The sequence below is a fragment of the Mycolicibacterium vinylchloridicum genome, from assembly GCF_013404075.1.
GTDB lineage: Bacteria > Actinomycetota > Actinomycetes > Mycobacteriales > Mycobacteriaceae > Mycobacterium > Mycobacterium vinylchloridicum.
Genome location: NZ_JACBJQ010000008.1, coordinates 132679 through 149720, shown reverse-complemented (window position 1 = coordinate 149720; position 17042 = coordinate 132679). Strand labels below are relative to the sequence as shown.

The following is a 17042-nucleotide window of genomic DNA, read 5'->3' as shown; positions in this document are numbered from 1 at the left end:
CCTGATGACGACGTTCGACGGTTCGCCGTCGCCCGGCGGCACCCACGAGTACGCACTCTGGGATGCGGCGTACGTGCTGGGTTCCCTGTCGTGTTCGCAGCGCCGCGAATTCGAGGCGCACCTCCGTTCCTGCCCGGAGTGTGCCGAGGCAGTCGGTGAACTCAGCGGTGTCCCGGCGCTGCTGTCACAGATCGACCGCGCCTATGTCGACACGATCGACGAGTACGGCACCCATGCGTACGCGGCGCTGCCGCCCCTGCGCGATCAGATGCTGGCCACCGTGAATTCGCACCGCCGTCGCTCCCGCGCGATGACCTGGACGTTGGCCGCCGCCGTCGTGGCGACCGGGGTATTCGTCGGCACCGAATCCAACCCGATGGTGCCGGCACCGGTGAACGAGCACGCTCCGGCGCTCGCGATGACGCCCGTGAAGCCTGTATCGCTTTCTGCCACAGTCACTCTCAGCCGCCGACCGTGGGGCACCCGTATCGACATGAACTGCACGTACGCGGCGGGACCCGTGGATGTCGAGTACGACGCCGGCAGGGCCGACGGAAAACTGGCGATGGTGGCGGTCGGGCGCGACGGAAGCCACGTCCAGCTGGCGACCTGGACCGCGCACACCGGCACCCCGGCGTCACCGGGGGGCAGCACCTCGATGCCGATCGACCAGATCGCGTCGGTCCAGGTCGTCACAGCCGATGCGGGAGCGGTGCTCCTGCAGCGCGACCTCTGACTCGCTGCTCCAGGCAGTACATCTAGACCGTGATCGTCGGCATCGTGCCGCGGCCGGCACCCGAGGCCAGACCGGCGAAGTACGCGCCCGACCACATCCACAGTCCGGCTTGCAGCCGTAGCGAGCTGCGGCCCACGGCCGCGTCGCCGTCGGCGTACGCGGTCATGGCACTCAGCACCGCTGCCTTGCTGATCATCAGGTAGGCCGAACTCAACTCGACGAGTGCCGTGTACGACGCCGGAGAGAAGCCGCTGCGGGCCAGCCCTTCCCACACCAACCGGCCCGTGCCCGTCGCGCCCTCCAGCATCGTGGACCACATCGACATCTCCACCCAGCCGAGATTGGTCGAATCGTCGAGTTCGCCCAGCGCTCCGTCGTAGCGGGTGGCCAATTCCAGCGGGAAGGCAGTCGAATTGCAGTCCAGGAAACCGTCACACGTCAGCGTGTCCTGCATCGAGGGAATGCCGGCGGGCGGATGTGCCAGCACCACCTGAAGATAGCCGCGGTTGTACCCGTAGAGCGCCAGCAGTACGGGCACCGAGGCGTGCGCGACTGTCGAGACGAGCCAGTCCGGTGCGACGGCGGCCGCCCCTGCCAGCCCCGCCGACAAGCCGTCGAACAGGCGGATGCCGATCGCGGCCGGGGACAGGTCGGCGGGGATGGGCAGCGATGGCATCGTGGCCGGGGTGCTGGCGGTGTCACTGAGGTTGTCGCGCAGCCAGATTCCGCCGAAGTAGCCCGACGCGGCCAGGTTGCCGAGTAGCAGGCGGACCCGTTGCGCTGGCGCATCCTCCTCGGCCAGCGAGTCGAGGCTCTTCACCGCGAGATCGCCGAAAAAGAACCGGGCATTGTCGGCGGGATCGCCTCCCGTGGCGACGTAGTCGGTGGCGAAGCCGTTCATGAAATCGGGCGACACCGTGAACGACATACCACTGCGCACCGGCATCGGCGGTAGGTTCACCGCCACCGAGGAAGTCAAACTCTTTATAGTCCTGGATAACTCGCGACGAGTAGATGCGGACGGGACGACGTGTCGGTGAATCTGATTGCGCGGCTTCGTGGTTGATTGGGCCTCCCGCGCAGGTCCGGCGGTGGATTTCGCGGTGCCCGGCGCCGAGTCGGGCGCGGCCGAAGCGGTGCCATGTCCGACGAGGAACGCGGCACCGATCCCGAGCGCGATCGCGGCGCCTCCGATGTAGCTCGATGCCCGCACCCCGGCCTCCTGGCAATGATGGTCTTTACTGCTGCCTGCGCAGACTAACAGTTCAGCAAAGTTTGAGCTCAGGAATTGTGCATTTCGGCGCGCACCTCCGCGACCGTCGCTTCGTCGCACAGCTCGAGATCACGCGCCAGTTCCGCGGCATGGGCCGCGTCGGGCACCAGATGTAATGGAATGCCTTCGGCGCGAAGTGCATCGGAGTGCTCCCGTAACAGTGTGTTCCGCTCCTCGGACTCAGCGCCTACCTGCCTGATCATGGCCAGCAGGACCCGGCCAGGGAATTCCCGGGCCATCTCCTCGTAGATCAGCGGATCGCGCTGCCCGCTGTCGCCGATCAGCACGAAACGCATTCCGGGATACGCGGCGAACAGCCGCCGGACGGCGGCACGTTTGTGCTCGGCCCCGCTGCGCCTCAGATATCGCTCGGTCGGGCCCCAATCGGTGAGGAACATCGGCCCCTCCGGGAAGCCGCGCAGCCCGATGAACTGTTCCAGCATCGGATAGAACGCCCAGCTGCCCGTCGACACATAGAAGAACGCCGACTCCGGGCGGGGTTTGCCGGTACGGCCGGGAACGCCGCGGGCCAATCCGCGATACAGGGCCGACATGCCGGGAATCGCGCTGCGCTGCTCCACATCCCGCAGCAGCGTTCTGGCCACCATCGTCAGTCCCTCGGTCAGGCCGGTGAGCAGAATCGTGTCGTCGATATCGGAGATCACCAGAAACGGCGCAGTCAGCGCCGGTTTGACCACCCATCCGGCGCCGACGGCGGGCTCGTCGTCACCGGTTCCCGCGGCGACCGCCTCGGCCTCATGCCAGCCAACTCGAAGCTTCGGCACCGGCAGCGAGAAGTTGGCGAAACCGTGGCTGTCGGTCACCTCGGTGGCCGTGTGCCTGCCGATGCGCAATTCCACCTCGGCGCCGACGATCGACAATGCCGCATGTCGTCGCACGTTGCTCTGCGCCACCTCCCAGTACGGGATGCGGCTGTCACCGGGTAGCTCCGGAGTCTCCATCACCCGCACCCGGACTTTGGCCAGGTCGTCGGCGACGAACCCGTGATAGATGACCACCTGAACCCCGCGAAACGCCCCTGTCTGCATCTTCACGTCGCGGCGCCGCTCGGTGAGCTTGCTCTCCAGACCCGCCACCACCGCCGCGGTCTCGGGGCTGCGCAGCCTCGCGGTCAGATCCGACGCGATCCGGCGGGGGAGTCGGGGCATGACGTCTACAGTACGAACACCGCCGAGGACGGATCGATGGAACTACCCGAAAGATTGGCGAGTACCGCGGTGTAGCCGGGCAGGCTCGGATCACTGTCGTAGTACAGATATCCGGTGGAGCGTTCGTAGACGAACTGGCTGGTGTAGTTGGCAGCTGAATCGCCGGCGAATTGGACGCTGTCGACGATGTCGACCGACGAGCTTGTCGCCCCGGCCAGTGCTGCCTTGTCGATCACAACGATGTCGTGGTCGGTGTTCTGGGCATCGGCCAGCGGTACATCGTCTTTCGTGAAGGCGTGGTCGAGGATGTAGGTGTCGGTCGCGTCAGTGCCCTGCAGCGGCGAGGTACCGGAGTACACCCACTTGCCGCCGCTGATCACGCTGTCGCTGACCCCATCCGAGGCGCCGAAGACGTAAACGTCCAGCGACACCGCGTCGGGGATGTTGGTGAACTGGCCGGCGGTCTCGTCATTGGGATAGGTGAAGAACCCGTAGACCCCGTTCGCGTCGGCGGGATAGCCGTCGAGCACCGCGGCGGTACGCAAGGCGATGGGGTACGGCGTGGACGCGGGACCGGTCACCGAATCCGTCCAGAAGGCGAAGTTGCCTGAAGCCGAGTACTGGGTTCCGTTGTAGGCGTAGGGATAACTGGTCGTCGACGATCCGAACTGGACGAAGTCCTGGTACGACACCGGCACCCAGCCCGAGTTGTTCATGTTGATGTTGTCTGCGGGCTCGGTCGACTGTTGGGCCCACACCTTGTCGGGTCCGATGATCCGGCTCACGGTCGACGGCGGATACGGCGACCACGGTGTGGTGCCGCTCCACACCAGATCCGCGTAGGGCCCGCCTGCCGCCGTCAATTGGCTGACGACGGTATCGAAATCGTTGAACCCGTAGGTCTTTCCGTCTTGTGCGCCCGACCAGCTCGCGCCGTTGAGGTGGAACTGGAGCTGGATCGGCAGCGACCACTCATCGATGTATGACGTGTCGATGGTGTATTGGTAGCCGCCGTTGGCGGCGTAGTAGTTGTATTCGAGGAAGCTGTAGTTCGCGAAGGAGTTGCCTGCCGAGGGTGCGGTCGGGTTGAACGCGTCGACGCCGCCCGGTGAGCTCACGGGCAGGGTGAATCCGGACGTCCCCTGCACGATGTAGATCCGGTTTTCCGGAGACCCGGCCGGGGCGGTCCCGAGCGCGAGAGTGACCGTCGTGGTGTCTCCGGCCTGCACCGCCACCGGCTGGAAGCCGGCCGGGATGCTGTAGTTGTCGGAGGTCGTCAGGTTGTACACCCAGATCGTCTGGCCCGAGCTGTTGTGGATCGTGATCGACGGCGTTGCCGCGGTGGCCGAGCATCCGCTGCTGGATTTATTGCCATCGGGGCAGGTTGTCCTGCGCCACGTGACGCCGGTGAGGGTCGCGTTCTGCAGGTTCGCCCCGGCCAAGTCGGCGTAGCTCAGAAGCGCGTCGGTCAGGTTCGCGCCCGACAGGTCGGCACCGGTCAACGCGGCGCGGGTGAAATTCACCCCGGTCAGGTCCTTGCCCGACAAGTCGGCTGCGGTCAGGTTCGCGCCGAAGCAACTCTTGTCGGCCACGCATTCCGGACCCTGGGTCAGGAATGGAAAGAAGGTGCGGCGCACCAACAACAGCCCGCCTTCGAGAAAGTCGGTGACCGGACTGGCGGGCAGCCGGGACAAGAAGTTGGCGGCAGAATTGAACGCCCGCCGGAGCATGGCGACGATCGTGTGCTCGCCTGGGAAAGCCGTTACCGCCCCACAACTCCCGCACGCCGCTGCGCCGTGTGGCGGAGTCACCGTCACGGCGGTCATGGACCGTGTGGTCTGCGGCGGCACTGACTTCGCAGCGGGGGGAGCCGACCTTGTCGCCAGCCGCGGCCGACTCGCGGGAGGTCGCGCCGCTGACGACGAACGGGGCAGTTTCGCCTTGCGTGCCGAGCGTGCGACGGAGCTCTTCGAAACCGGCCCGGCCGAGACCGCCCCGGTATCCGGTGAATCCGCCACCGCGATTCCTACTGCGTGCGGAGCCGACAACGACAGACCGGCCGCGAACACCGCGGCGCCGACGCGCACACCCGTCCTGACAAACACCATCAGACCCCCGATCACGTCACCGACCCGCACGACCCTTTGCTGAGTGACTCTATCGGGGATCGTCTCCGTGTCCGCCGATCGGCGGACACCCGATTCATCTCACACATCCTCCGGTCACCCGATGATGCTCGGGCCGCTGATCAACGAGAGTCAGGAGCAGTGACAAGGACACCGATCGAGGAGGACAGCCATGAAGGGTCGGATCACACGTTGGCTCGAGCGGGCCGGCAGCAGCCTCAGCGGCGCGACACCGCTGGCCCCGATCGATGCGTCCTACGGTGTCGGATGGTCGAGTCGCGTGCCCGCCATGGACGACGGCCGCAGCAGGAGCGCCGGCCGTCTGCCGCTGCTGGCCGCAGCGCACCTGCCGGTTTTCTGAGCGTTCCCGCTCAGGCCAGCAGCGGGTCGATCGCCGAACGAGGAACCGTCACCTGGGTGGCGCCGGCTGCCTCGGGGAGCAGTTGGCCCTGGCTGAAGAAGAAGATCACCCCGTCGTCGGTGATCGCGAAATCCTGGTAGCTCGCCGGGTCCATACCCAGCGTCGGGTCGACGAAGATCGGCTGGCCGGTTTGCTTCTGCAGTTCTGCGACCGCGATCGGGAAGACCACCTTCAGCGGGTCGGCGCCCGGCCGCCACAGGGTGTCGTAGGTGATCGGCTTGCGGGCGGTCTGATCCCAGTTGAACGCCTTGAATGACGTCACCGGGTGCGCGCCGCCGATGTTCTCGTAGTTCTGCAGAACGACAGATTGGGTTGCGCGCGCAGCGCTCGTCGAGTCGTAGCTGGTCGCGGTGATGTCCAACTCGTAAGGCATGTTCATCGGGTTGGAGCTCTTGGCCACGTTGAGGAAGCCGTCTCGGGCCTGGCCGACGTAGTCGGCGATCGGCTTCAGGTCCGGGTAGCCGCTGGGGAAGCTGATGTTGACCTGGTAGGCGGGATCGGACTGCTGAATCTGGCACGTCTGACCGTTGTCGACGCCCGTGAGGTCGGTGCACACGTTCGTCGGTGCCGCCCCGGCGATACCGGGCGCGCTCGCGACGGTGATCGCCGCGAGCACCGTCGCCAGCTTGAGCATCTGCATGTCCCGAGCCTCCTCCGTGCCGGTGGCTGTTCACCGCCGACGACACAGGGTAAGTCATCACCGAGCTAGCGCAGGGCGGCGCGACCGCGGATCCGCCCGAGGATGATCAGCACCAGCAGTGTCACCAGGAGCAGCACCGAGGTACTGGCCGCGGCCTGGAACGCCTGACCGCGATCGGTGAGCCCGAAGATTGTCACCGGTAAGGTCTTCCAGGTTGCTGGATACACCATCACGGTGGCTCCCAGTTCACCCATTGACAGCGCCACCGCCAAGCCTGCGGCCGCCCCCAACGCAGGCAACAACAACGGCAGTGTGACCTGGAAGAGCACCCGTGCAGGCCCGGCGCCCAGCGATTCGGCGGCCTGTCCGAATGCCGGGTTCAGTCGGTCCAGTGCCGCTGACACGGCGCTGAACGCGAACGCCAACACCAGCACGAAGTGAGCCAGGATGACGATCCATCGAGTGCCACCGAGCAGAAGCGGTCGGTCGTTGAATGCGATCAGCAAACCCAGCCCGATGGCGACCGACGGCACCGCGATCGGGAGATGAAACACGGCGTCGGTCAACCGGCTCAGCCATCGGGGTGCACCGCGTGCCGCGATCGCGGCCCACGTACCCAGGAGCAACGCGAAGCCGCCGGCCAGGAAGGCGGTCTGCACGCTAACCGACAGGCTGGCGAGATCCTCGCCGGACAACGCCGCGCCGAACCGGGTGAAACCAAGACCGGATGGCAGCGGACCGTTCCACGATCCGGCCAAGCCCGCCAGCACCACCGTAGCCAACGGCGCGACGAAGACCACCAGCACCACCAGTGCAAAGACGGAGAGTACTGCCGCCCGACTGTGCTTGCTCCACAACAACATCGGCTAGTCCTTTCGCCCTGGACCGGCCATGACCCGGGCGAAGATCAATCGGTAACCGACATACAGTGCCAGGGACAGGACGATTTGCGCGGTGGCGATCACCGCCGCACCGGCTAGGTCGAATGTCACGATGCCGCGGGTGTAGATCAATACCGGCAGAGTGATCACGCCTTTGGCGCCGGTGAACAGGACGATGCCGAACTCGTTGAGTGTCAGCAGCAGGACCAGGCTGCCGCCGGCCATCAAGGCCGGCCAGGCTTCGGGCATGATCACCGCCCGCAGCACGCGCAGGGGGGAGGCGCCCAGACTCGCGGCCACATCGAGCTGTTGGCGGGGCAATAGCGCGAAGGCTGCCAGCAGCGGGCGGATGACGAACGGTGTGAAGAAGGTGATCTCGGCGGCGATCACTCCGGCCGGGGTATAGAGGAAGTTCAGCGTCGGCGAACTGGTACCGGTGATGTTCGCGATCAGCGCGTTCATCGCGCCCGCACTGCCGTAGAGAAATGTGAACGCCAGTGTGATGAGGAAAGAAGGCAACGCCAATATCGTGTCGATGAGTCGACCGATCAGCGACGAGCCGGGAAAAGGCACGAACGCCAACACAATCGCCAGAAAGGTGCCCAGGATCAGGCAACCGGCGGTCGAGGTCACGGCGATGGCGATGGTGCGCCACAGCGCCGACCGGAACGCCTGGGACCCCAGGACTGAGGTCCAGGTGCCCAGGCCCGTTCCGCCGTCCCGGAGTTTCACCGACTCCAGGCACACCCGCGCCAGCGGATAGACCGCCGCGATCAGCACAATGCACAGCGGCGGCAGCGTCCACAGCAGCGGGCGGATCCGGCCGGCCGGCTCTCGCGGGGCGGCGTCGCCGGCCGATGCCGATCGCTCGAGGAGCGCTGTCATCGGCCGGCCTCGACGAGCACTCCGGCCGGCTGCGGGAAGCGCAGCCCCACTTCTGTCCCGATCGGGTAGTCGGCGTGGCCGGGAGCGTCGACCTCGATGAGCCGGTCGGACAATCCGTTGACCGACAACACCACCCTCGTGGTTGCCCCCCGCCATACCGAGGCATTGATGTTCGCGCGCAATGCTTCCGGGTGCCCGAGTCCGACGATCTGCAGCGCGTGCGGCCGAATGCACAACAAGGCTTGCGAACCCGGTGCCCACTCGGAGCGACCGACGCTGGGCTGTGGCGCCTCCGCGCTGACCGTCTTGTGCGCGATGGTGACCAGCGCCGAGGTTCCGATGACCCGGCCGACAGTGCACGGGATCAGGTTGGCGCCGCCGAGGAACGCCGCCGTGAAACTGGTCGGTGGCCGCTTCCACAGGTTCTCGGCGGTGTCGACATCCATCAACCGAGCGTCGTTCATCACCACGATCCGGTCTGCCAAGGCCAGTGCCTCGGCCTGGTCGTGCGTCACATACAGCATCGCGGTCTCGGGTAGGGCTTCCTTGAGTTGCTGCAATTCGGTGAGCATCGACTGGCGCAGCTGGGCGTCGAGAGCCGCAAGCGGCTCATCGAGCAGCAGCACCTTGGGTCGGATGGCCAGCGCCCGCGCGATCGCTACCCGCTGCTGCTGCCCACCGGAAAGCTCACGCGGCAAACGCTTTCCGAATGCAGACATTCCGACCATGTCGAGAGCCTCGGCGACCCGCGGGCCGATCTCGCCGCGTGGAACCCGGTGTGACTTCAGCCCGAAGGACACATTGTCGGCCACCCTCATGTGCGGGAACAGCGCGTAGGACTGCACCACCACCCCGATGCCACGTTTGGCCGGCGGCAGATCGGTGACGTCGCGTCCGCCCAGGCGCACGCTACCCGAGGTCGGCCGCACAAAGCCGGCAAGCGCGCCCAGGGCGGTCGACTTGCCCGAACCGCTGGGCCCCAGCAACGCCACCGTCTCACCGGCGGCAACCTTGAGGTTGAAGTCGACCAGCGCGTTGGTCGCCTTCTTACCACGCCCGTAGGCCACCCCGACCCGGTCAAATGTGATCGCCGGGGTGGCCTCTGACAGGGTCGACGTCGGTTGCGCAGCCGGCATGGTAGGGGAGGAGCCGACGTCGATCTCGGTCATGTCAGCTCCCGGTGGCCTTCTGGTAGGCGGCGACGTCGGCGTCGAGGTCGGCGAGCACCGCGTCCCAGTCCGGCGTCCAGATCTGCACACCGTTGAGCAGACCGGTCGGCGTCATGTTGTCCGACGAGCCTGCCGACGCCTTGACGATCGCATCCTTCACCGGGATGCCCAATGCATCTTGCGCGACGGTCTTTTGGGTGTCATCGGAGAGCAGGAACGTCAGCAGCTTCTTGGCGCCGTCGGCGTGCGGGGCACCCTTGGTGACGCCCGCAACATAGGGCAGCGCCACTGTGGTTCGGGTGTGGTCGGCCATCGCCGGGAAGAAGATGGTGAACTTCGAGCCGTCGTCCTTGATCGAACCCAGATTCATCTGCACATCGCCGTTGGCGACCAATAGCTCGCCGTTGCTCACCTTCGGCTGGAGCTTGCCGGTGGATGACGACGGCCCGACGTTGTTGGCCTGCAGTTTGCCCAGATATTCCAGTGCGCCCGGCTTTCCCATCAAGTGCTGCAAGAGAACCAGCACCGCGGTGCCGTCACCTGCCTGACCCGGTGTCGAATACTGCAGCTTGCCCTTGAATTCGGGCCTCAGCAGATCGTCCCAGCTGGCCGGCGCCGGATTGGCACCGGGGTTGGCGATGAAACTCAGCGCGTTGTTCACGATCGCGACGTATTTGCCGTCGGGGCCGACCAGGTCGGCCGACATGCCTGTGGTGTCAGCACCGCTGGGTTGCAGCAGGCCGGACTTGTCCGCCTTCTGAATGAACGGCGGCAGCGTCACCAACAAGTCTGCCTGCGGGTTGGCCTGCTCCTTCTCTACACGCGACACCACCTCGCCGGACCCGGCCTCGACCACGTTGACGTTGATGCCGGTGTCCTTGGTGAATTTGGCGAACTGGCTCTTGTACCAGGTCCCAAGGCCGTCGGCGCTGTAGACAGTCAACGTCGTGCCCCCACCGGAACCCGACGTGCCGGTGCCGCCACAGGCTCCTACCGACATTGCGACGACAGCCACGGTGGCCGCCATCGCCCACTTGCGAATCTTCATGAGCACCTCTCGTTTTCAGCGGAATTGCAGGACAAGATCAGCGAACTCGGTGACGGTCGGCACGATGTGTGTCGCACCCGCATCGTGGAGCTGCTGGCGGTTGTGGGCCCCGGTCAGCGTTCCGGCCGCGATAGCGCAGCCCGCTCGGTGTGCGCTGTCGATGTCACTGCTGGTATCGCCGAGTGCGGCGACGTTGCCAACACCGTCGGCCTGCAGACGCATCAGGGCGGTCAGGATCAGGTCCGGGTACGGCCTGCCTCGCACACCATGCCCAGGTGCCAGCACGAGATCGGCCAGCGACTCCCAGCCCAGGGCGGCCAAGAGTTTCTCCTGGGTGGTGGCGCTGAAACCCGTCGTCAACGCGACCTTCACCCCGGCGCCACGTAGCGTGGTGAGGGCCTCGGCAGCACCGGGGAGTGGGCGGGCCCTGCCCTCGTGGATGAGCCCTTCATAGGCGGCCTCGAATGCCCGATTAGCTTGCTGCGCAAGCTCTTCGCGCACAAACAAGGACCGGAACACGGAGATCTTCGACTGCCCCATGGTGTCGAGCACGAACTGGCGGGCGTGGTCGCGTTCGGCGCCGCTTGATGGCAGACCCGCGGCGGTTGCCGCTGCCTCGAACGCCTCGACCACCAAACCGTCATCGGCCACCGTGGTACCGGCCATGTCGATTACCGTCAGCTGAATAGTGTTGTCCGCCACCATATTCCTTCGTTGTGCTCAGATGCCGATGAGTTCGGCGGTGTGTTCCGCGATCGCCGGAGCCAGTGTCATTCCACGACCGCCGGGTCCGGTGATCACCCACAGGTCGTGCCCGATCGCCCGTCGGCACACCAGTTCGCCGGGGTCGGTGCACTGGCTGTAGACGCCTGCCCAGCGCTGCCGAACGGGGGGCAGCGGCCGGCCGAGGAGTTCGGAGACCAGGTCGGTCAGGTACTCGTACGGTGGCTCGTGGACGTCGAACCCGAACGGTTCGGTGTACTCGTGGGTGTCGCCGATGGTGAGCCCGCCGTGTAGGCGCTGGACACACAGAAGCTGCATCTGGTTCGTATCGGCAACTGTGTGTTGAGGTTCGTTGTCCCGCAGTTCGTTCAGCGCCGATCCGGCGTAACCGGGGTAGTACCGGAAGCTGTCGCCGTCGGCGATGGCGGTGGTGAGGCGTTCACCCAGCGGCTCCGTCTGCATCATCTGCAGCCGGACACGTCGCACCGGGAGGTCGCCGGCGACTTCCCGAGTCAGCCCGCCATGTGCCGCGCCCGGGCACAGCAGCACCACATCGCTCTCGTGCCTGCCACCCCGATCGTCGCGCACGATGCCGCCGTCGACGGAGCGGGCTTCGGTGCCGGCCAGGAAGGTGTAGCGACCGGTGCTCTCCAGGTGGGCCCGGATGGCCGGCAGCGCGTGACGGGACTCCACCGCGGCATCGCGTGAGCAGTGAAGTCCGGCGGTGAACGTACCGCGCAGAGCGGGATTGAGGGCGCGAACCTCGTTCGCGCCCAGCACGCGGAAGCCGCGCCGGGCTGCGTCCGGGCGCCGGGAGACTTCGTCTGCGACGGCCAGCTCACGGTCGGTGCGAAGCACGGTCACCGATCCGACGGGCCGAAAGCCGACGCCGGCAACACGCTCACCGATCTTCTCCCATAACTCGCGGGCTCGGAGCGCGGCACCGAGTTCGTGATCTGCTCGCCCGGACACCCACACCAGTCCGAAGTTGCGAACCGTGGCGCCGCGGGCCTCGATCTCCCGTTCGAGATGGAGGACGCTGTGTCCGCGCTCGACGGCTTCCCAGGCATGCGCCGTGCCGAGCACGCCGCCACCGACAATCGTCACCCGCATGGGTATCGAGGTTCTACACCCCGAGCGTCGGTGGACCTACGGTGCGGTTCTGCCCGCCTGAACAGAACATTAACGATTGGTATAGACCAATTCGAGGTAATCTGTGGCGGTGACTCAGACCGAGGAATCGATCGTGTTGGCCGAGACTGCCGCGTTATTGGGTTCCCTGCGCGGAGTGTGGGACGAAGACGCGGTCGATGACCTCGACCACGCGCTGCAGGCGGCCGCCCGAGCCGTTGACGACGGCGCGGACGACGAGCTGGTGCTTGCTGCCGCGCTGCACGACCTTGCGCACAGTCCGCTGTGCGATTTGCCGAACCGGCGTTGTCACGATGCGGCCGCACGAGACTGGCTCACACCCCGATACGGTGCCCGCGTGGGATGGCTTGCCGGAGCGCATGTCGCGGCCAAGCGCTATCTGGCAGCGACCGATCCCGGCTACTTCGCAACCCTGTCGGCCACTTCGGTGCTGTCCCTGCAGGCGCAGGGCGGTGCGGCGGTGGATGGCGAAATGATCTGTCACCCATGGTGGTCCGATGCGCTGCGGCTCCGGTCCTACGATGATGCCGCGAAAGTCCCCGGCGCGTCCGCGGCCACCATCGAGGACGTACTCCGCGTCGCCCGGCGGGTGCTCGGACGGCGCGGCGCGGCATGAGCAAGGTGCACCTCGTTCGCAACGGACTCGACGAACTCTTGGCCGGCCTGACGGAGGGAGATCCGGTACCCGCCGAGCGGGACTTGGCCGTGCGCTTCGGTGTCGCTCGCGACACGGTTCGGCAAGCATTGCACGAGTTGTTGCTGGAGGGCCGCATCCAACGCCGTGGCCGCGGCACGGTGGTGGCCAAACCGAAACTGACACAACCGCTTTCGCTTCGGTCGTACACCGAGGGCGCCGAGCGGATGGGCCGAAAGCCGGGCCGCATCCTGGTGACCTGGGCGGATATCGAGGCCACCCCGGATCTGTCGGGCGGACTCGACGTCCAAGTGGGCGAACCGGTGATGCATCTGGAGCGTGTTTTGCTGGCCGACAACGAGCGCATCGGACTCGAGAGCACTTATCTGCCGACCGCTCGGTTCGGCGGACTCTACGACAGCTTCGATCCGGAAACCTCGCTCTACGCCGCGATCCGGACGACGGGCGTGCACTTCGCCTCGGCCGAGGAGCTCATCGAGACGATCCTGCCGACTCCCCGTGAGGCCGGTCTGCTGCTGACCACGACCGCGATGCCGATGCTGCATCTGCGCAGGCGCTCGCTGGATTCGCGCGGCAGGCCGATCGAGATGGTGCGTGCGCTGTACCGCGGCGACCGTGTCGCGTTCCAGACCACACTCGTCGACGACGCGTGAGTCAGCGACGCCAGAAGTCGAAACGGTCACGGCCGGGCCGGAATCCGGCAGCCTCCACAATGTCGACGGCAACCGCGAAGTGGTTGCCCACCGAATAGGGAGCGTGCGCGTCGCTGCCGAAGGACACCGCATCCCCGCCGGACTGCCACCACCAACTCACCAAGTCCACTGATGCCAGCGGACTTCGGGTGTTGATCTCCAAGGCCCGACCCGAGGCGGCCAGAGCACGAAACACCGCCCGGTAGCGCTCCTCGAATTCGTCCTCGTGGTATCCACCCGACGACGCAGGCCAGTATCGGCGGGGGTAGTCGCAGTGCGCGAGCACACCGAACACAGCCGAGCTCTCCACAAGCACGAGCAATTCCTCGAAATACCGGCACATGAGCGCGCCGGCATCGAGCCGGGCGAACAGCGCATGGTCGACGAATTGCAACTCGCCCTCGCACTCGATCGCGTGAAGGCTGCCAAGCACCCGGTCGAAGTCGCCGGAAGCGAGGACGGCGGCCACGCCGCTGGAGAACAGATGCGGCTCGCCGGCCTCGATTCCGGACAGAATGTGCAGCTGCGGGAACGATTCTCGGCATCGCGCAAGATCGGCCGAGTAGCCCTCGACATCGAACGGCTGGACATGCGGCCGCGGCCCGACGGTGTGGCCGCAGCGACTGCCGACGTCGCCGGAATGCCAGGCCGTGAAGTCGACGTGCTCGGTGAACGCCAAACCCGGGATGCCCAATTCGACAGCCCGAGCGCACGCCAGCTCCATCGAGGACGAACCCGCAGTGTCCCAGGACCATCGTGAGTGCACGTGGTTGTCGGTAGGCAGCATCAGCGCCATCGTGCCATGCACCTGGGGAATCTCGTCGAGCCCCTGCTCACGCCCCGAGCAGTGACTCGATCCCGGCACGGGTGAAGTACAGCACGAACCCTGCCGCGACGATCCACAGCAGGGGACTGATCTCGCGCGCCTTGCCCGCCGCCGATCGCACCACGACCCAGGTGATGAAGCCGACGCCGATGCCGTTGGCGATCGAGTAGCTGAACGGCATCACGGCGACAGTCAGCACGACGGGCAGGGCGACCGAGAATTCCGAGACGTCCACGTGCCGAAGCGCAGAGAACATCATGGTTCCGACGATCACCAGCGCGGCCGCGGCGACTTCGGTCGGCACGATCTGGGCCAGCGGCCCGATGAACATGGCGGCCAGGAACAGCGCGCCGGTGACGAGGTTGGCCAGCCCGGTGCGGGCACCTTCCTCGATACCGGCGCCGGACTCGATGAACACGGTGTTCGACGACGCGGAGCCTGCGCCGCCGACCACCGCGCCGGCACCCTCCACGACGAGCGCCGAGCGCAAGCGCGCAAAGTTCCCGCTCTCGTCGGCCAGGCCGGCCTCGCGCGACAGCCCGGTGAACGTTCCCATCGCGTCGAAGAAGTTGGCGAACACCAACGTGAACACCAGCATCGTGGCGGCCAGGACGCCGATCCGTCCGAAACTGTCGAAACTGAAGGCGCCCACCAGCGACAGGTCGGGAAACGCGAAGGGCGACCCCGACAGCGCCGGCACCGACAACGTCCAGCCGCCCGGCTTCTGCGTCGCGGATCCCAGATGCCAGATCGCCTCGATGATGACCGCGACGACGGTGCCCGCCACCAGCCCGATCAGAATGCCGCCTCGAACCTTGCGCACCACGAGGACGGCGGTGACCAAGAGGGTGAACACGAACACCACGGTGGGCACCGCGCTGATCGAACCGTGCCCGCCGCCGCCCAATCCGACCGGGGGAGAAGGTAATCCGGTCGACGAGATGAAACCGGCGTCGACCAGGCCGATGAACATGATGAACAACCCGATGCCCGCGGTGATCGCGAGTTTGAGCTGGATGGGTACGGCATCGAAGACCAGCCTGCGCAGCCCGGTGACGGCCAGAGCGACGATGATGAGCCCGTTGATCACCACCAGGCCCATCGCCTCGGGCCAGCTGACCGTGCCGACCACCGTTGTCGCGAGAAACGAGTTGATGCCGAGACCGGCGGCGAACGCGAACGGCATCCGGGCGAAGATGCCGAACAGGATCGTCATCACGCCGGCCGCCAACGAGGTGGTCGCCGAAACCTGCGCGAACCCCAGCCTGTTGCCGGTCACGTCGGCGGCCCCTGACAAGATGATCGGGTTTAACACAATGATGTAGGCCATGGCGATGAACGTGACCAGGCCGCCGCGAACCTCGGCACCGATCGTCGACCCGCGGGCGCTGATCTCGAAGAAGCGATCGAGACGATTCATGCTTGGCACCCTAGAGGGTCAGGACGAGGTGGGAACCGCCGTTACCGGGATGATGACCGTGCCCTGACAGGCACCGCTCTCGATCGTGGTCTGGAACGTTCCCGACAACGAGCCGTCGGACTGCGGCTTGTAGGTCGTCACCGAGTGCGCCGGATCGTAGGTGATCGTGCCGTCCGGCAGTGTGCAATCCCATCGCCAGCTGTTCGAGCGCGACCATTGCGAATCAGACCACACGAAAGTGGTTGACTGCGTTGCGTTCTCCTTGGGCGTCGGCCCGTCCAGCACAGAAGCGGTGCAGATGTCGGACGCACAGTTCGTGGTGATCTTGTAGGAGGCGGTGTACGGCGTCTCCTGCTGCGTGGCCGCAACACTGGTGCCGGACTTCTGGTCGGTGTGGAAGGTGATCTTGTACCAACCACCCCAGAATGCTTCGTCGGCCTGCGCGACCGGCGCAGCCGCCAGCGCACCGCTCAGCAGAAGGGCGAACGCCCAGAAGTTCTTGGAATCAGCCAAAATAACTCTCGCCACCGGTGGGATAGCCGCCACCGTCGGTAGCGATGTGTACGTGAGTGTAGTGGTTGGCGTCATCGGATCCGAGATTGCCCATCAGGAAGGGCTTCCCGTTCTTGTCGTACATGATGCGCCGCCAGATCACGTGATTCAGCGACAACCGGTCGGCGTTGGCCAGAGCGAAGGCCGCGATGCGGTCGCCCAGCTCCTTACCTTCGGGGCTCTGATAATTCGGGATCATCACGTCGATGGCCTGCCCATTGGGATGCCACTTCAAGTAGTCCGGCCGGACGCCGCCGATGCTGTGGATCTCGGGGAAGTAGGCGCTGATGAGGCGCTCGGCCAGGATCGTCTTGATCTGCAAGCCCCGTTCGATCCCGACACCCGCGGGCAGCGCGCGCAGGGGCGTGCGGTTCACGGCGCTTCGGCTGGCCACCAGTTCGGCCTGGGTCAAGGCGATGTAGTGCGTACCGGCCGGTGCGGTGGTGGGGTCCTGGGGTCCGGCGGCGACGAGTTCGGCGCAGCATTCGAGGGTGCCCGAGACCGCGTTGGTGGGTATCCCGCCGGCGCTCGCGGTGAGAATGCCGGCCACCGGGAGTGCGGCGAGCGCTACCACCGCGACCGACCAGCGCCGCCGCGGCCTGGCTAACCGGTGTCTGCCCACGGACGGCACTCTACCTGGACTATTCCGGCAGTTGAACACCGTTCGCTATCTT

General features: G+C 66.1%; 18 protein-coding genes. 4 read left to right on the top strand and 14 right to left on the bottom strand.

What is annotated here, in order from left to right; genetic code table 11:
- Positions 1-4 precede the first annotated feature (4 nt).
- Positions 5-736 (top strand): anti-sigma factor family protein, encoded by a 732-nt coding sequence (locus HPC46_RS09680; RefSeq protein WP_179469174.1) that lies wholly within the window; start codon positions 5-7, stop codon positions 734-736.
- Between the two features lie 22 nt (positions 737-758).
- Here the strand turns inward: HPC46_RS09680 and HPC46_RS09675 are convergent, their stop codons facing one another.
- The 3 genes from HPC46_RS09675 to HPC46_RS09665 all read right to left on the bottom strand — a co-directional run bounded on the left by HPC46_RS09675 (position 759) and on the right by HPC46_RS09665 (position 4908).
- Positions 759-1715, bottom strand: coding sequence for a hypothetical protein (locus HPC46_RS09675; protein WP_179469172.1), 957 nt, complete (start codon positions 1713-1715; stop codon positions 759-761).
- A gap of 302 nt (positions 1716-2017) precedes the next feature.
- On the bottom strand, positions 2018-3178 hold the full coding sequence (locus HPC46_RS09670; protein ID WP_179469170.1) for an App1 family protein phosphatidate phosphatase: 1161 nt from the start codon (positions 3176-3178) through the stop codon (positions 2018-2020).
- A gap of 5 nt (positions 3179-3183) precedes the next feature.
- The gene (locus tag HPC46_RS09665) at positions 3184-4908 is read right to left on the bottom strand and encodes a pentapeptide repeat-containing protein (protein ID WP_179469168.1); all 1725 of its coding nucleotides are present in this window, start codon (positions 4906-4908) and stop codon (positions 3184-3186) included.
- A 568-nt stretch (positions 4909-5476) separates the two neighbouring features.
- On the opposite strand from HPC46_RS09665, the gene HPC46_RS09660 reads away from it, so the two are divergent.
- Positions 5477-5665 (top strand): hypothetical protein, encoded by a 189-nt coding sequence (locus tag HPC46_RS09660; RefSeq protein WP_179469166.1) that lies wholly within the window; start codon positions 5477-5479, stop codon positions 5663-5665.
- Positions 5666-5675: 10 nt separating this feature from the next.
- On the opposite strand, the gene HPC46_RS09655 is transcribed toward HPC46_RS09660, so the two are convergent.
- From HPC46_RS09655 to HPC46_RS09625, 7 genes are all read right to left on the bottom strand, one after another.
- The gene (locus HPC46_RS09655; protein ID WP_179469164.1) at positions 5676-6365 is read right to left on the bottom strand and encodes an esterase; all 690 of its coding nucleotides are present in this window, start codon (positions 6363-6365) and stop codon (positions 5676-5678) included.
- Positions 6366-6430: 65 nt separating this feature from the next.
- Positions 6431-7228 (bottom strand): ABC transporter permease, encoded by a 798-nt coding sequence (locus HPC46_RS09650; RefSeq protein WP_179469162.1) that lies wholly within the window; start codon positions 7226-7228, stop codon positions 6431-6433.
- Between the two features lie 3 nt (positions 7229-7231).
- On the bottom strand, positions 7232-8131 hold the full coding sequence (locus HPC46_RS09645; protein WP_179469160.1) for a 2-aminoethylphosphonate ABC transporter permease subunit: 900 nt from the start codon (positions 8129-8131) through the stop codon (positions 7232-7234).
- On the bottom strand, positions 8128-9267 hold the full coding sequence (locus tag HPC46_RS09640) for an ABC transporter ATP-binding protein (protein ID WP_233716335.1): 1140 nt from the start codon (positions 9265-9267) through the stop codon (positions 8128-8130). Before HPC46_RS09640 ends, HPC46_RS09645 begins: the two co-directional genes overlap by 4 nt.
- 34 nt (positions 9268-9301) lie before the next feature.
- Complete coding sequence (locus HPC46_RS09635; protein ID WP_179469156.1) at positions 9302-10348, bottom strand: 2-aminoethylphosphonate ABC transporter substrate-binding protein; 1047 nt, start codon at positions 10346-10348, stop codon at positions 9302-9304.
- Positions 10349-10363: 15 nt separating this feature from the next.
- Complete coding sequence (locus HPC46_RS09630; protein WP_179469154.1) at positions 10364-11053, bottom strand: phosphonatase-like hydrolase; 690 nt, start codon at positions 11051-11053, stop codon at positions 10364-10366.
- A 15-nt stretch (positions 11054-11068) separates the two neighbouring features.
- Positions 11069-12184, bottom strand: a complete 1116-nt coding sequence (locus HPC46_RS09625; RefSeq protein WP_179469152.1) for a TIGR03364 family FAD-dependent oxidoreductase — start codon at positions 12182-12184, stop codon at positions 11069-11071.
- A 109-nt stretch (positions 12185-12293) separates the two neighbouring features.
- On the opposite strand from HPC46_RS09625, the gene HPC46_RS09620 reads away from it, so the two are divergent.
- Both HPC46_RS09620 and HPC46_RS09615 read left to right on the top strand, forming a co-directional pair.
- On the top strand, positions 12294-12839 hold the full coding sequence (locus HPC46_RS09620) for an HD family phosphohydrolase (protein ID WP_325096608.1): 546 nt from the start codon (positions 12294-12296) through the stop codon (positions 12837-12839).
- Complete coding sequence (locus tag HPC46_RS09615; RefSeq protein WP_179469150.1) at positions 12836-13531, top strand: GntR family transcriptional regulator; 696 nt, start codon at positions 12836-12838, stop codon at positions 13529-13531. The genes HPC46_RS09620 and HPC46_RS09615 overlap by 4 nt, the downstream gene beginning before the upstream one ends.
- Position 13532: 1 nt before the next feature.
- Here HPC46_RS09615 and HPC46_RS09610 read toward each other — a convergent pair whose 3' ends face one another.
- The 4 genes from HPC46_RS09610 to HPC46_RS09595 are packed head-to-tail and all read right to left on the bottom strand — an operon-like array spanning position 13533 to position 16990.
- Positions 13533-14435, bottom strand: coding sequence for a PHP domain-containing protein (locus tag HPC46_RS09610; RefSeq protein WP_325096607.1), 903 nt, complete (start codon positions 14433-14435; stop codon positions 13533-13535).
- Positions 14404-15816 carry an NCS2 family permease gene (locus HPC46_RS09605; RefSeq protein WP_179469148.1) on the bottom strand — a complete coding sequence of 471 codons (1413 nt, stop codon included), beginning with the start codon at positions 15814-15816 and terminating at the stop codon, positions 14404-14406. Before HPC46_RS09605 ends, HPC46_RS09610 begins: the two co-directional genes overlap by 32 nt.
- Positions 15817-15834: 18 nt before the next feature.
- A complete protein-coding gene (locus tag HPC46_RS09600) occupies positions 15835-16329 on the bottom strand; it encodes an Rv2253 family sensor-like surface protein (protein WP_179469146.1) in 495 nt (164 codons plus the stop codon).
- Positions 16322-16990 (bottom strand): VldE C-terminal domain-containing protein, encoded by a 669-nt coding sequence (locus HPC46_RS09595; protein ID WP_179469144.1) that lies wholly within the window; start codon positions 16988-16990, stop codon positions 16322-16324. The genes HPC46_RS09600 and HPC46_RS09595 overlap by 8 nt, the downstream gene beginning before the upstream one ends.
- Positions 16991-17042 lie beyond the last annotated feature (52 nt).

Coding starts and splice junctions, on each gene's coding strand:
- HPC46_RS09625 (WP_179469152.1), bottom strand. CDS start 12,184: ATGCGGGTGACGATTGTCGGTGGCGGCGTGCTCGGCACGGCGCATGCC.
- HPC46_RS09640 (WP_233716335.1), bottom strand. CDS start 9,267: ATGCCGGCTGCGCAACCGACGTCGACCCTGTCAGAGGCCACCCCGGCG.
- HPC46_RS09680 (WP_179469174.1), top strand. CDS start 5: ATGACGACGTTCGACGGTTCGCCGTCGCCCGGCGGCACCCACGAGTAC.
- HPC46_RS09665 (WP_179469168.1), bottom strand. CDS start 4,908: ATGCTCCGGCGGGCGTTCAATTCTGCCGCCAACTTCTTGTCCCGGCTG.
- HPC46_RS09605 (WP_179469148.1), bottom strand. CDS start 15,816: ATGAATCGTCTCGATCGCTTCTTCGAGATCAGCGCCCGCGGGTCGACG.
- HPC46_RS09650 (WP_179469162.1), bottom strand. CDS start 7,228: ATGTTGTTGTGGAGCAAGCACAGTCGGGCGGCAGTACTCTCCGTCTTT.
- HPC46_RS09660 (WP_179469166.1), top strand. CDS start 5,477: ATGAAGGGTCGGATCACACGTTGGCTCGAGCGGGCCGGCAGCAGCCTC.
- HPC46_RS09615 (WP_179469150.1), top strand. CDS start 12,836: ATGAGCAAGGTGCACCTCGTTCGCAACGGACTCGACGAACTCTTGGCC.
- HPC46_RS09645 (WP_179469160.1), bottom strand. CDS start 8,131: ATGACAGCGCTCCTCGAGCGATCGGCATCGGCCGGCGACGCCGCCCCG.
- HPC46_RS09655 (WP_179469164.1), bottom strand. CDS start 6,365: ATGCAGATGCTCAAGCTGGCGACGGTGCTCGCGGCGATCACCGTCGCG.
- HPC46_RS09635 (WP_179469156.1), bottom strand. CDS start 10,348: ATGAAGATTCGCAAGTGGGCGATGGCGGCCACCGTGGCTGTCGTCGCA.
- HPC46_RS09670 (WP_179469170.1), bottom strand. CDS start 3,178: ATGCCCCGACTCCCCCGCCGGATCGCGTCGGATCTGACCGCGAGGCTG.
- HPC46_RS09630 (WP_179469154.1), bottom strand. CDS start 11,053: ATGGTGGCGGACAACACTATTCAGCTGACGGTAATCGACATGGCCGGT.